This is a genomic window from Kocuria turfanensis, assembly GCF_001580365.1.
Lineage (GTDB): Bacteria > Actinomycetota > Actinomycetes > Actinomycetales > Micrococcaceae > Kocuria > Kocuria turfanensis.
Genome location: NZ_CP014480.1, coordinates 1,406,946 through 1,419,762 on the forward strand (window position 1 = coordinate 1,406,946; position 12,817 = coordinate 1,419,762).

A 12,817-nucleotide genomic window follows, 5' to 3' on the forward strand; every position below is an offset into this window, starting at 1 on the left:
GTCCGATCGGCGCCGCCGCGGCTCACGATCCCGGTGCGGGCGGTGCGCCACCGGCCCCGTCGACCGGGTCCAGACCGTCGGCGAAACGGGCCAGCAGCCCACCGAGCAGCGCCACGTCGGCCGGGTCCCAGTCCTCCAGCTGACCGGCCAGCCAGGAGAGGCGCGCGGCCACGGCGCGCTCGCGCAGGGCGGACCCGGCGGGGGTCAGCTCCAGGGCGGTGCGCCGGGCGCTGACCGCGGACGGGGCGCGGCGCAGCAGGCCGGCCGCCTCGGCGCGGTCCACGAGCCGGCTGGCGGTCGAGGCCGTGACGTCGGCGAGCCGGGCCACGTCGCCGACGGCCACCTCCCGCCCCTCGGCCGCGCCCCGGGCGCAGGCCTCCACCACCAGCAGGCTGGACATCTCCACCGGGGTGGCGCCGTCCTCGACGAAGCGGGTGCGCGAGGCACTCCACAACCGGCGCAGACGGATCAGGGCGTCGTCGAGGACGGACAGGTCGGCTCTCACATGTGTACCATACACATATTGAAGCGGCGGATCCGATGCCTGGCCGACCCGGACGGGCACCCACCGGCCCTCGGGAGCCGGCGCCGAGAGGTCGTGACGCGCGGGTCCGGTGCGCGGCCGAAAGGCCCACCAGGGAGGGCAGCATGAACGTCACCGTGCTCGGCGCGTCAGGACGGACGGGGCGGTTGCTGGTGCAGGAGCTGCTGCGGCGTGGCCACGGCGTGACCGCGCTGGTCCGCGACCCGTCCCGGGCGCCGGAGGGCGCGCGCGTGGTCGTCGGGGACAGCAGGAACGGCGAGGCCCTGCGCTCGGCCCTCGCCGGGGCCGACGCCGTGGTCTCGGCGCTGGGGCCCAGCGGGAAGGACACGCACCTGCACCGGGAGACCGTGGCACAGCTGGCGCCTGCCCTGCGTGCGGCCGCCGTGCGCCGCTACGTCGGGGTCAGCGGCGCCGGCGTCACCGCGGACGGCGACCGGAAACGGCCCCGGGACCGGGCGATCTCGACCGCCATGGGCTGGTTCGCCCCGTCGATGGTGGCCGACAAGGCCGCCGAGCTGGCGGCGTGGCAGGACACCGGTGCGGAGTGGACGCTGGTGCGCCCGCCGAGGCTGCTGGAGGGACCCGCCACCGGCCGGGTGGAGCACGATGCGCACGTGTCCGCGCGGTCCACGGGCATGCGCCGGGCCGATCTGGCGGCCTTCCTCGCCGACGTCCTCGAGCAGGGCCTGTACGTCCGGCAGGCCCCGTTCGCGGCCACGGCCGGCCGGGGATCCTGACCCGGCACGGCCGGACCATCTGCCCTGCCCTGCCCCGGCGCCGCCGGGCGTCCTGCCCGGGCACGGCCGGCCGGGGATCCTGCTCGGCACCGACCGGGCGGGGAGCCGAGCCGCGGCCCCGGCCCGGCCGGCGCGGCGCGCTCAGAACGCGCGGAGCTCCCAGTCCAGCGTGTGCTCGGCCCCCGGGGCGAGCACCACGAGGTCCTGGCCCGAGTTGAAGGCGTCGGGCGGGCAGTCCATCGGCTCGACCGCCAGCCCGCTGCGCGGCGCGCCCACGATGTGGTCGCCGGTGTGGATCTGCACCCAGGCGGCGCGGGGGTCCCAGCCGAGCAGCGCCCCGTGCCCGTCCGGGGCCGTGAGGCGGACCGTGCACCGCCCGTCGCGCGGGACCAGGCCGGTGAACGGGTTGTCGATGGAGGCGCCCCGCAGCGGACGCCCCGCCCGGAAGTCGAAGGCGCCTCCCGCCGTGTCCTCCAGGACGGTCGGCAGGAGCCGGTCGGGGGAGACCTGCAGCATGCCCGACGCGTCGAGCTCGAGGACCCAGTCGTCCACGTTCCCGGGACCGGCCACGACGTAGGGGTGCGAGCAGCACCCGAAGGGCGCGGCGGTCTCCCCCTCGTTCCGGGCCCGGATCCCGACCCGCAGGCCGTCCTCGCCAAGCGTGTAGTGCACCTCCACCCGCACGGCGAAGGGGTACCCGGGGTCCGCGCCCAGGCGGAGGGCGAGCACCACGTCGGTCGGGCTGCTGGAGACCACCTCCCAGTCGCGGTCGAAGACCAGCCCGTGCAGGGCCGTCCCGCGCTCGGGCTCCGTGACCGGGACCTCGAGCCGGCGGTCGCCGAAGCGGTACCGGCCGTCGGCCAGGCGGTTCGGCCACGGAGCGCACACGACGCCCCGGAAGTCCTCGGTCGTGGTGCCCGGCTCCCGGGCCACCACCAGGGCCCTGCCGTCGTGCTCGAGCGCGCACAGCGCGGCCCCGAGGGTGTCGACGAGTGCGGTGTAGCCGCCGGCGGCAAGCGGGAACGACGTCACGGGTTCCTCCTGGAGGGTGGGGCCGCTCGCGACGGCCGCGAGGACGGTGGGGCGACCAGGACGGCGGTCCGGGCCGGGGGCGGGGAGCCGCTCCTGCGCCGGGGGCGGCGGAAGGGCGTACCGGATCGACGGTATCAGCGCGGTGCCGCCGGTGGCGCAGCGCACACGCCACGGGCGCGCAGGTCCTTCGCGGCGGCCGCGGCGCGCTGCGCCCGGAGGACCTCAGCCGGCCGCCGCCCCCAGCTCCAGGTCCAGGGCGTGGCGCTCCACGTGGTCCAGGGCCAGGCGCACCGCACCCACCGAGACGACCGCGTCCCCGAGTGCGGAGACGGCGACCCGCGGGGGCGTGGCGGTGAACCGCGGCAGCTGCCGGTCGATGCCCTCCAGCAGGACGGCGGAGGACTCGGCCACGGCCCCGGCGATGACCACCAGCTCGGGATCGAAGAGCGTGCCGAGCAGGCCGATGATCCGGGCCAGGCGCTCGGCCAGCCGGTCGAGGATCCGCCGGGCGACGTCGTCCCCGGCGGCGGCCGCACGGAACACGTCCCGGGCCTCCACCGTCCCGGCGGGCCCGGCCAGGTCCCGCAGCGCGGTGGCCGGCGCCCCCGGCCGCAGCGCCTCGGCACCCCAGGCCCGGCACAGCGCCGCGATGCCGTCCGGGCTGCCGACGCCCTGCACCAGGGCCAGGCCGCCGAGCTCGCCCGCCGCGCCGGAGCGGCCGTGCAGCAGGCGGCCGGCCTCCATCACCCCGGTGCCGATCCGCTCCCCGGCCAGCATGACCACCAGGTCGTCCACCCCGGAGGCAGCACCGCACCAGCGCTCGGCCATCGCGGCGAGGTTGGCGTCGTTGGCCAGGAGGGTGGGCCAGCCGTGGCGCTTCTGCAGCCGGCGCTCGAAGCCGTGGTCGAAGGCCTCCCAGAACGGCTGACCGTGGGAGATCCTGCCGCGGCGGTCCACCGGCGCGGCGATCCCGACCGCGGCGGCCAGCACCGCGGCCGGCACCACGGCGGCGTCCGCGAGCGCGCCGTCGACGGCGGCGTCCACGGTGGCCAGGCGCCGCACCGGGGCCCGGTCGGCGAAGACGCGGGTCTCCCGGCCCAGGACGCGACCCCGGAGGTCGGCCACCACGGCGGTGGTCCTGGCCTCGCCGACGTCCACGCCGACGACGAAGCCCGCCCGGTCGTCGAACCGGGACCGCCGCGCGGGCCGGCCCACCTGCGCCCCGGAGGATCCCTCGACCTCCTGGATCCAGCCCCGGTCCAGCAGGTCGTCGCACACGGCGATCACCGTGGTGCGCACCAGGCCGGTGGCGGCCATCAGGTCGGTGACGGTGACCACGCCGGCGTCGCGCAGGACCTGCAGGACCGCTGCCAGGTTGGTCCGGCGCAGCAGCCGCGGCGATGTTCCGGCACGGCTCACTCGCTCCCCCTTGACGTTCGTCGAATGTGCTCCACATAATAGTCCAAGCAATAAATCTAAGCTCTGAATATATCCCTGGAAGACCCGACCGGCGACCACCGCGGGTCGCCACCGCAGGAGATCCCCATGCGCACCAGCTCCCGCTTTTCCTCCCGGACCGCCGCCCCGCCCTCAGCGGGCACGAGGTGACGGCCTCCCCGGTCGGCCGTCGGTCCCTGTTCCGCTGGACCGGCCTCGCCGCGTGCGGACTGCTGCTGACGGGCTGCTCCGTGGGCGAGGCGCAGCAGCCCACCACGATCACGTTCTTCCAGTTCAAGGGCGAGGCCGTGGCCTACTTCGAGGACCTCGCCCGGCAGTTCGAGGCGCAGAACCCGGACGTGCGCGTGGTCGTGGACAACGTCCCCGACCCGGAGACCGCCCTGCGCACCCGCCTGGTGAAGGAGGACGTGCCGGACGTGCTGACCCTCAACGCCAACGGGACGTTCGGAGAGCTGGCCTCAGCGGGTGTCTTCGCCGACTTCGCGGGCTCCGCGGCGCTCGAGGACGTCAACCCGGCCTACGCCCAGATCGTCCAGGAGCTCGGCGCCGGCTCCGAGGGGGCCGTCAACGGCATCCCCTTCGCGGCCAACGCCGCCGGTGTGCTCTACAACGAGGAGCTCTTCGCCGAGCACGGTGTCGCCGTGCCGCAGACGTGGGACGAGCTGATCGCCGCGGCGCGGACGTTCGAGGACCGCGGCGTCACCCCCTTCTACGGGACGCTCGCCGACGCGTGGACCGGCCAGGCGCCCCTGGCACCGATCGTCCCGCAGACCACCCCCGAGGACTTCTGGGAGCAGCGCTTCGCCGGGGAGACGACCTTCCAGGAGGAGTGGCCGGAGGCCGCCGGGAAGCTGGCGGAGCTGTTCGAGCACACCCAGCCGGACCCGGTGGCCACCGGCTACGAGGACGGCACCGCCGCCTTCGCCCGGGGCGAGTCGGCGATGCTGCTGCTGGGCAACTACGCCGTCCCCCAGATCCGCTCGTTCGAGCCCGACTTCACCATCGGCAGCTTCGCCCTGCCCGCCACGAACGATCCGGCGCAGACCGTCCTGGTCTCCGGCGTGGACGTGGTGATCACCGCCGGCGCGGACACCGAGCACCCCGAGGAGGTCCGGCGCTTCGTCGAGTTCCTCATGCAGCCCGAGGTCGTCCAGGACTACGCCGAGGAGCAGACGGCCGTGCCGACCCTCGAGGGCCTCTCCAACGACGACCCCGCGCTGACCGGGATCCAGCCCTACATCGACCAGGAGCGCATCGTGGGATTCTTCGACCACCAGTTCATCCCCGCCGTCCCCCTGGGACCGCTCCTGCAGCAGTACCTCATCGACGGGGACCGGGAGGCGTTCCTGGCATCCCTCGACGAGAGCTGGGACGAGGTCGCCACCCGGCGCAGCTGGGGCCTGGGGGCGGTGGAGTCCCGATGAGCACCACGACCCGTCCCGCCACCTCCCGCCGGCCCCGGAACCGCCGCACGGGCCCCGGACGTGCCTACTACTGGATGGTGCTCCCCGCCCTGGTGCTCTTCCTGATCTTCCACACCGCCCCGGTGCTGCAGGGGGTCTTCTACAGCTTCACCGACTCCCCCGGCTACGGCGACTGGGACTTCGTCGGGCTGTCCAACTACGCCGCGCTGTTCGGCGACGAGAGGGTGCGCGCCGCCTACTGGTTCACCTTCCGGTTCGCCCTGGTGGCCACGGTCCTGGTCAACGTCGTCGCCCTGGCCCTGGCCGTGGGCCTCAACGGGAGGATCAGGTTCAAGAACACCCTGCGCGGGGTCTACTTCGTGCCGAACGTCCTCGCGGTGCTGGTCGTCGGCTACGTCTTCAACTACCTGTTCACCAACTCGCTGCCGAGCATCGGCGCCGCGCTGGGCATCGACCGTCTCTCGACGTCGCTGCTGGCCGATCCCGAGCTCGCGTGGGTCGGGATCGTCGTCCTGGCCGTGTGGCAGGCGGTCGCGTTCAACATCATCATCTACCTCGCCGGTCTGCAGACCGTGCCGGCGGAGCTCTACGAGGCCGCCGCCATCGACGGCGCGGGCCCGTGGAAGCGGTTCTGGTCCATCACCTTCCCCATGATCGCGGCGTTCTTCACGCTGAACATGGTGCTGTCGCTGAAGAACTTCCTCCAGGTCTTCGACCACATCATCGCCATGACCGGCGGCGGACCGGGCACCGCCACGGAGTCCGTCTCCGTGCTCATCTACAAGGGCGGCTTCCAGGGCGGGGAGTACGGCTACCAGATCGCCAACGCCGTGGTGTTCATGGTGGTGCTGGTGGTCTTCGCCGTCGTCCAGCTCCGAGTCCTCCGTCGCGAAGAGGTGTCCGCCTGATGTCCTCCACCAACGTCGCCGCCCCGCCCAGCGGCACCGCCGCCCCCGCCCTCGGGGCCGCCGCCCCGCGCCCCGCCCGACGACGGCGCACCGGCGCCCGGGTCAACTGGTGGCTCACCGCGCTGCTGGTCGTGCTGGCCCTGACCGTCCTCGTCCCGCTGTACTTCACGGTGGTCACCGCTCTGAAGACCCCCGACCAGCTCGGCGGCAGCGGCTTCGCGCTCCCGACCGAGGTCCGGTGGGCCAACTTCGCCGACGCCTGGACGCTGACGGACTTCCCCCGGGCGGCGCTCAACAGCGCGGTGATCACGGTGTCGGCCGTGGCCCTGACCCTGCTGACGAACTCGATGGTGGCCTACGCGATCGCCCGGAACATGCACCGGCGCCTCTTCAAGGGCCTGTTCTTCTACTTCGTCTCCGCGCTCTTCGTGCCCTTCCCCATCCTGATGCTCCCCGTGGCCAAGCAGACCGCGCAGCTGGGCCTGGACAACCCGGCCGGGCTGGTCCTGCTGTACGTCGTCTACGGCCTGTCCTTCAACATCTTCATCTTCACCGCCTACATCCGCTCCATCCCCCTCGAGCTCGAGGAGGCGGCCCGGATGGACGGCGCCGGCACGTGGGGCGTCTTCTGGCGGGTGATCTTCCCGCTGCTCACGCCCATGAACGCCACCGTCGGGATCCTGACCTGCCTGTGGGCGTGGAACGACTTCCTGCTCCCGCTCATCATCGTCTCCGACCCCGGGCAGGCGACCCTGCCGCTCGTGCAGTATGTGTTCCAGTCCCAGTTCCAGACCAACTACACCGTCGCGTTCGCGTCCTACCTCATGGCGATGGCACCACTGCTCGTGGTGTACGTCTTCGCCCAGCGGTGGGTCATCTCCGGCGTGACCCGAGGAGCCGTCAAATGACCACCAGCCCCCAGCAGCACGACGTCGCCATCGCCCCGGCCCCCGCGTGGTGGACCGACACCGTGGTGTACCAGATCTACCCCCGTTCCTTCGCCGACTCGAACGGCGACGGGATCGGTGACCTCGGCGGGATCCTCGCCCACCTGGACCACCTCGAGGCGCTGGGGGTGGGCGTGATCTGGCTGTCGCCGATCTACCGCTCGCCGCAGGACGACAACGGCTACGACATCAGCGACTACCAGGACATCGACCCGTCCTTCGGCACGCTCGAGCAGTTCGACGAGCTGCTCGAGGCGGTGCACGCCCGCGGGATGAAGCTCGTGATGGACCTCGTGGTCAACCACACCTCCGACGAGCACCCCTGGTTCGTGGAGTCCCGCTCCTCCCCCGACTCCCCCAAGCGCGACTGGTACTGGTGGCGCACGCCCCGCCGCGGCATGGCGGCGGGTGCCCCCGGGGCGGAGCCGACCAACTGGCAGAGCATCTTCTCCGGGCCCGCCTGGGAGCTCGACGAGGCCTCCGGCGAGTACTACCTGCACCTGTTCTCGACCAAGCAGCCGGACCTCAACTGGGAGAACCCCGAGGTGCGCCGGGCCGTCCACGCCATGATGCGCTGGTGGCTGGACCGCGGGGTGGACGGCTTCCGGATGGACGTGATCAACATGATCAGCAAGGACGTCGCCGCCGACGGGCACCTGCACGACGGACCGCCCGTGGAGGGGACCCCCTACGGCGACGGCTCGGCGTCCTACACCAACGGCCCCCGCATCCACGAGTTCCTCCAGGAGATGCACCGGGAGGTCTTCGCCGGCCGGGACGCCCAGCTGCTGACCGTGGGCGAGATGCCCGGCGTCACCGTGGAGGAGGCGGTGCTGTTCACCGACCCGGCCCGGGCCGAGGTGGACATGGTCTTCCAGTTCGAGCACGTCAACCTCGACCACGGCCCCGGCGGCAAGTTCGATCCGAAGCCGCTGCGCCTGACCGATCTGAAGGCCTCCCTGGGCCGGTGGCAGGAGGGCCTGGAGGAGGTGGGCTGGAACTCCCTGTACTGGAACAACCACGACCAGCCCCGGGTGGTCTCCCGCTTCGGCGACGACTCTCCCGAGCACCGGGTGACCTCCGCCACGTGCCTGGCCACGCTGCTGCACCTGCACCGCGGCACGCCCTACGTCTACCAGGGCGAGGAGCTGGGCATGACGAACGCCGCCTTCGGCTCCATCGAGGACTTCCGGGACATCGAGTCGGTCAACCACTACCGGCACGCCACGGCCGCCGGGGCGGACCCGGCGGCCGTGCTGGAGGGCCTGCGCTGGACGGGCCGGGACAACGCCCGCACCCCGGTCCAGTGGAGCGCCGGGGAGCACGCCGGGTTCACCACCGGCACCCCGTGGATCCCGGTCAACCCGAACCACGACGTGGTCAACGCCGACGCCGCCCGGGCGGACCCGGGCTCCGTGTTCCACCACTACCGGCGGCTCATCGAGCTGCGCCGCACCGAGCCGGCGGTGGTCCTGGGCGACTTCACGATGCTGGTCCCGGAGCACGAGCAGGTCTACGCCTTCACCCGGCGGCTCGGCGACGTGGAGCTGCTCGTGCTGGCCAACGTCTCGGGCGAGGAGGTGGGCGTCGACCTCCCGGACGCCGCCGCGTGGGCCGGCACCGAGGTGCTGCTCGGCAACCTGCCCGGCAGCTCCGCTCCGGCGGACGTCACCGTCCTGTCCCCCTGGGAGGCGCGCGTGCACCGGCGGGTCCACGGCGCGGCCGCACAGGGCTGACGGGCAGGACCGGCGGAACCGGACCGTCGGCACGCGCGCCGCAGGACAGGGCCGGTGCCGCGATCCCCGTGCGACGGGACCGGCGCGTCCGGGTCTGTCGGGACGGACCGCGTCGCCCGGCGCCGGGTCGCCGGTCCTGTCCGCGGCGGGCGCTTCCCGGCGGTCCCTCCACGGGTGGGGCCGCCGGGGCCGCGGTGGCACAATGAACCGGTGCCGTCCTCCGACCACGCCTCCCTGATCCCCCTGCTCGGCCGCGGCGACGCGCCGGAGCAGGTGCGCCATGTCCGGGAGCTGCCGGACCGGGACGCGGTGACGGCGCCGTGGCCCGAGCACCTGCACCCGGACGTGGTCGCGGCCTACGAGCGGCTGGGCGTGCACCGGCCGTACCTGCACCAGGTCCAGGCCGTGCTGGCCCCCCGGCACGTGGTGGTGGCCACCGGCACGGCCTCGGGCAAGTCCCTGGCCTACCAGGCGCCCGTGGCGGACGCCGTGCACCGGGGCCGGCTGGCCGCGCTCGCCCATCCCGGCATGGTGCGCCACCCGGACGAGGCCACGGCCCTCTACCTCTCGCCCACCAAGGCCCTGGCGGCCGACCAGCTCAAGGGGCTGGAGGCGCTGGGCCTGCCGACCCTGCGGGCCGCCACCTACGACGGCGACACCGACCCGGCCGAGCGCCGCTGGGTCCGGGACCACGCCGACGTGGTGCTGTGCAATCCCGACATGCTGCACTACGGGGTGCTGCCCAACCACGCGCGCTGGTCGCGGTTCTTCCGCCGGCTCCGGTACGTCGTCGTGGACGAGGCGCACTCCTACCGCGGGGTCTTCGGCTCGCACGTGGCCAACCTCATGCGGCGGCTGCGCCGGATCTGCCGGGCCTACGGCGCCGACCCCGTCTTCATCGGGGCCTCGGCCACCTCGTTCGAGCCGCACGCCTCCTTCGCCCGGCTCGTGGGCGTCCCCGAGGCCGAGGTGACGCCGGTGACCACGGACTTCTCCCCGCACGGGCCGGTCACCGTGGTGCTCTGGGAGCCCGAGCAGACGGACGGCGGGGGTGAGAACGACGCCCCGGTGCGCCGGACCGCGCTGGCCGAGGCCGCCGACATGCTCACGGACCTGGTGCTGCACCGGGTCCGGACGATCGCCTTCATCAAGTCCCGCCGCGGCGCGGAGACGATCGCCCAGATCGCCCACCGCCAGCTCGAGGAGGTCGACCCGTCCCTGGCCCACCGGGTGGCGGCCTACCGCTCCGGTTTCCTGCCGGAGGAGCGCCGCGCCCTGGAGGCGGCCCTGCGGGACGGGCGGCTGCTCGGCGTGGCCAGCACCTCCGCCCTGGAGCTCGGCATCGACGTGGCGGGCCTGGACGCCGTGGTGGTGGCGGGCTGGCCCGGCACCCGGGCGTCCTTATTCCAGCAGATCGGCCGGGCGGGCCGGGCCGGGCAGGAGGCGCTGGCGGCGTTCGTGGCCGGCGACGACCCCCTCGACACCTACCTGGTGAACCACCCGGAGGCCATCTTCGACGTGGACGTCGAGGCCACCGTCTTCGACCCCTCGAACCCCTACGTGCTCGCCCCGCACCTGTGCGCGGCGGCGGCCGAGCAGCCGCTGCGGGCCGAGGAGGTCACCGCGTTCGGCCCCACGGCCGCGGAGGTGCTCTCCTCCCTGGTGGCCAACGGGCACCTGCGCCGCCGGCCGAGCGGGTGGTTCTGGACGCACCCGCAGTCCGCGGCCGGGATGGTCTCCCTGCGCTCGGACGGGGGCGGGCCGATCCGGATCATCGAGACGGACACGGGCGCGGTGCTGGGCACCATGGACGCCCCCCAGTCGCACTACCAGGCCCACCCCGGGGCCGTGTACGTGCACCAGGGGCGGACCTACATCGTCGACGAGCTCAACGAGTCGGACTCCTACGCGGCCGTGACCCGGGCGCACCCGGACTTCTACACGACCGCCCGGGACGTCACCCAGGTCACCGTGGTGGCGGAGGAGCGCTCGGAGACGTGGGGGCCGGTGACCGTCCACTTCGGCCAGGTGCAGGTCACCACGAAGGTGGTCTCCTTCCAGCGCAAGGCCGTGACCTCCAACGAGGTGCTCGGCGAGGAGCCTCTGGAGCTCGACGCCCGGGACCTGTTCACCAAGTCCGTGTGGTTCACCGTGCCCGGGCCCGTGCTGAACGGCGCCGGGATCGAGGAGCCGGACGTCCCCGGGTCGCTGCACGCCGCCGAGCACGCCGCCATCGGCCTGCTCCCGCTCGTGGCGTCGTGCGACCGGTGGGACGTGGGCGGGCTCTCCACCGCCCTGCACGCCGACACCGAGCTGCCCACGGTCTTCGTCTACGACGGGCACCCCGGCGGCGCGGGGTTCGCGGAGCGCGGCTACGACACCGCGGTCGCGTGGTTGCGCGCGACCCGGGAGGCGATCTCCTCCTGCGAGTGCGAGCACGGCTGCCCGTCCTGCGTGCAGTCGCCCAAGTGCGGCAACCGCAACAACCCGCTGGACAAGCACGGCGCGGTGAAGCTGATCGACGCGCTGCTGCGCAACGCCCCGGGCGCCTGACCGTTCACGGGTCCCCGGGCGGACCGGCCCGGGAGACACCGCGGGCTGCGCCGAACCGGGCCAGCGGTCCCTCGAGCGCGACCACGGTTCCCACGTCGACGACGACCCGCTCCGGCTCCACCAGCTCGCACAGCTCCAGCTGGGCGCCGTTGGCCTGCGCGACGCGGGCGGCGGTGCCGCACGGCTCACCGGCCGCGAGACCGCGGGCGACGTCCGCGGCGGCGAGCGCGGCGAGGTCCGCGGCCTTGCCCGCCCGGTGGGTCGCAACACCCGCCTGCGCCAGCAGCAGCACCGTCACCAGGAGCACGCCGAGCACCAGGGAGAGCGTCAGCACGTGCACGGTGCCGCTGCCACGGTCGGCGGCCGGCGGCACGCCGCCGACAGGCACCGGGCGGATCGCCGCACGGGCTGCCGGGTCAGCCACCGTGGTCCCCCGCCGTCCGGGCGCCCTCGGTCTCGGCGGAGGCCTCGGCGCGCAGCTCCCAGCCGCCCCAGGTGCCCAGGATCCCGGGGGCGGGTCCGGCCACGACGACCGTGGAGGTCCCGGTCCCGGCCTCGAGGTGCACCGCGGCGTCCTGTCCCGCCACGGACAGCGCGATGGAGCGGACGCTCGCGGAGCTCTCGCCGCGGGCTGCGGCCCGGGCCGAGGCCCGCGCGGCCTCCTCGTAGCGGATCAGCGTCATCCCGGCCGCCGCCGCGGCGAGCAGCACGGCCAGGAGCAGCACGAGCGCGGGCAGCAGGACCGCCGTCTCGGCGGTGACGGCCCCGCGGTCGGGACACGCGGCGCGCGGCGACGGACGGGGACGGTCGGCGGTCATGGCGGTCTCCTCGCGGATGGTGAGCGAACGGTGAGCAGGTGGAGGGTGAACGGTGATGAGGCGGTGAGTGGGCGGACGGTGATGAGGCGGTGAGCCGGTGGACGGTGATGAGGCGGTGAGCCGGTGGACAGCGGGGACAGGACGGGTGCCGACGGCCGGACGGGCGGACGGACCCGCGGCAGCAGGACCTGCACGGCGGGGACAGGGCGGGTGTCGGCGGCCCGGGCCCGAGCACCGCCGGACCCGGGCGTGGGGAACAGGCACCCGCCCCGGGGAGGGGAGAGAGAACCGTGGGGTCCGCGGCGCCGGGACCGGCGCCGCGGACCCCAGGTGTCGCGGTTCTCAGACCCCGAGCGCCTTCTCGACGATCGCGGTCAGGAGCTCGCGCACCTGACCGGAGGAGAGCACCGCGGCCATGACGCCGCCGAAGGCCGCGGCGGCGAGCACCACCATGGCGTACTCGACCGTGGTCGCCCCGAGGTCCGCGTCCTCCGCCCGCCGGAGCGGACGGGGCGGGGCGGTGGCGCCGCGCAGGGCGGCTCGACCGGCGGTGGGCGTGAGGCCGGTGCCCCGCGCGAGGTCGGGTGCCACGGACCTGCGGCGCCGGGACGCCTCGCGCGAGGAGAACCGGGGCCGGGAGAGCTGCTGCTGGGACATGAC

12 protein-coding genes are annotated in these 12,817 nt (G+C 74.1%); 6 read left to right on the forward strand and 6 right to left on the reverse strand.

Features of this window, described 5'->3' with window-relative positions; translation table 11 throughout:
- Nucleotides 1–22 precede the first annotated feature (22 nt).
- Complete coding sequence (locus tag AYX06_RS06460; RefSeq protein WP_062735067.1) at nucleotides 23–505, reverse strand: MarR family winged helix-turn-helix transcriptional regulator; 483 nt, start codon at nucleotides 503–505, stop codon at nucleotides 23–25.
- 143 nt (nucleotides 506–648) lie between these two features.
- Here AYX06_RS06460 and AYX06_RS06465 point away from each other — a divergent pair, with 143 nt between their 5' ends.
- Nucleotides 649–1,281 carry an NAD(P)-dependent oxidoreductase gene (locus AYX06_RS06465; RefSeq protein ID WP_062735068.1) on the forward strand — a complete coding sequence of 211 codons (633 nt, stop codon included), beginning with the start codon at nucleotides 649–651 and terminating at the stop codon, nucleotides 1,279–1,281.
- Nucleotides 1,282–1,422: 141 nt separating this feature from the next.
- On the opposite strand, the gene AYX06_RS06470 is transcribed toward AYX06_RS06465, so the two are convergent.
- Both AYX06_RS06470 and AYX06_RS06475 read right to left on the reverse strand, forming a co-directional pair.
- Nucleotides 1,423–2,313 carry an aldose 1-epimerase family protein gene (locus tag AYX06_RS06470; RefSeq protein WP_062735069.1) on the reverse strand — a complete coding sequence of 297 codons (891 nt, stop codon included), beginning with the start codon at nucleotides 2,311–2,313 and terminating at the stop codon, nucleotides 1,423–1,425.
- Nucleotides 2,314–2,535: 222 nt separating this feature from the next.
- Entirely contained in the window at nucleotides 2,536–3,732 is a 1,197-nt protein-coding gene (locus AYX06_RS06475) for an ROK family transcriptional regulator (protein WP_062735070.1), read from the reverse strand.
- Between the two features lie 185 nt (nucleotides 3,733–3,917).
- On the opposite strand from AYX06_RS06475, the gene AYX06_RS06480 reads away from it, so the two are divergent.
- The 5 genes from AYX06_RS06480 to AYX06_RS06500 all read left to right on the forward strand — a co-directional run bounded on the left by AYX06_RS06480 (nucleotide 3,918) and on the right by AYX06_RS06500 (nucleotide 11,339).
- Nucleotides 3,918–5,195 (forward strand): ABC transporter substrate-binding protein, encoded by a 1,278-nt coding sequence (locus AYX06_RS06480; protein WP_062735071.1) that lies wholly within the window; start codon nucleotides 3,918–3,920, stop codon nucleotides 5,193–5,195.
- On the forward strand, nucleotides 5,192–6,103 hold the full coding sequence (locus AYX06_RS06485) for a carbohydrate ABC transporter permease (protein ID WP_062735072.1): 912 nt from the start codon (nucleotides 5,192–5,194) through the stop codon (nucleotides 6,101–6,103). Before AYX06_RS06480 ends, AYX06_RS06485 begins: the two co-directional genes overlap by 4 nt.
- A complete protein-coding gene (locus tag AYX06_RS06490) occupies nucleotides 6,103–7,011 on the forward strand; it encodes a carbohydrate ABC transporter permease (RefSeq protein WP_062735073.1) in 909 nt (302 codons plus the stop codon). Before AYX06_RS06485 ends, AYX06_RS06490 begins: the two co-directional genes overlap by 1 nt.
- Nucleotides 7,008–8,786, forward strand: a complete 1,779-nt coding sequence (locus AYX06_RS06495) for a glycoside hydrolase family 13 protein (RefSeq protein ID WP_062735074.1) — start codon at nucleotides 7,008–7,010, stop codon at nucleotides 8,784–8,786. The genes AYX06_RS06490 and AYX06_RS06495 overlap by 4 nt, the downstream gene beginning before the upstream one ends.
- 210 nt (nucleotides 8,787–8,996) lie before the next feature.
- A complete protein-coding gene (locus AYX06_RS06500; RefSeq protein WP_062735075.1) occupies nucleotides 8,997–11,339 on the forward strand; it encodes a DEAD/DEAH box helicase in 2,343 nt (780 codons plus the stop codon).
- 4 nt (nucleotides 11,340–11,343) lie between these two features.
- On the opposite strand, the gene AYX06_RS06505 is transcribed toward AYX06_RS06500, so the two are convergent.
- From AYX06_RS06505 to AYX06_RS19195, 3 genes are all read right to left on the reverse strand, one after another.
- Nucleotides 11,344–11,763 carry an Rv3654c family TadE-like protein gene (locus AYX06_RS06505; protein ID WP_232319408.1) on the reverse strand — a complete coding sequence of 140 codons (420 nt, stop codon included), beginning with the start codon at nucleotides 11,761–11,763 and terminating at the stop codon, nucleotides 11,344–11,346.
- Nucleotides 11,756–12,157, reverse strand: a complete 402-nt coding sequence (locus AYX06_RS06510) for a TadE family type IV pilus minor pilin (RefSeq protein WP_062735076.1) — start codon at nucleotides 12,155–12,157, stop codon at nucleotides 11,756–11,758. Before AYX06_RS06510 ends, AYX06_RS06505 begins: the two co-directional genes overlap by 8 nt.
- A gap of 342 nt (nucleotides 12,158–12,499) precedes the next feature.
- Entirely contained in the window at nucleotides 12,500–12,814 is a 315-nt protein-coding gene (locus AYX06_RS19195) for a DUF4244 domain-containing protein (protein WP_084271482.1), read from the reverse strand.
- Nucleotides 12,815–12,817: the final 3 nt, after the last annotated feature.

Excerpts from the sequence above, each read along its gene's own strand:
- AYX06_RS06465 (WP_062735068.1), top strand. The coding sequence starts at position 649 with ATGAACGTCACCGTGCTCGGCGCGTCAGGACGGACGGGGCGGTTGCTG.
- AYX06_RS06485 (WP_062735072.1), top strand. The coding sequence starts at position 5,192 with ATGAGCACCACGACCCGTCCCGCCACCTCCCGCCGGCCCCGGAACCGC.
- AYX06_RS06490 (WP_062735073.1), top strand. The coding sequence starts at position 6,103 with ATGTCCTCCACCAACGTCGCCGCCCCGCCCAGCGGCACCGCCGCCCCC.
- AYX06_RS06495 (WP_062735074.1), top strand. The coding sequence starts at position 7,008 with ATGACCACCAGCCCCCAGCAGCACGACGTCGCCATCGCCCCGGCCCCC.
- AYX06_RS06510 (WP_062735076.1), bottom strand. The coding sequence starts at position 12,157 with ATGACCGCCGACCGTCCCCGTCCGTCGCCGCGCGCCGCGTGTCCCGAC.
- AYX06_RS19195 (WP_084271482.1), bottom strand. The coding sequence starts at position 12,814 with ATGTCCCAGCAGCAGCTCTCCCGGCCCCGGTTCTCCTCGCGCGAGGCG.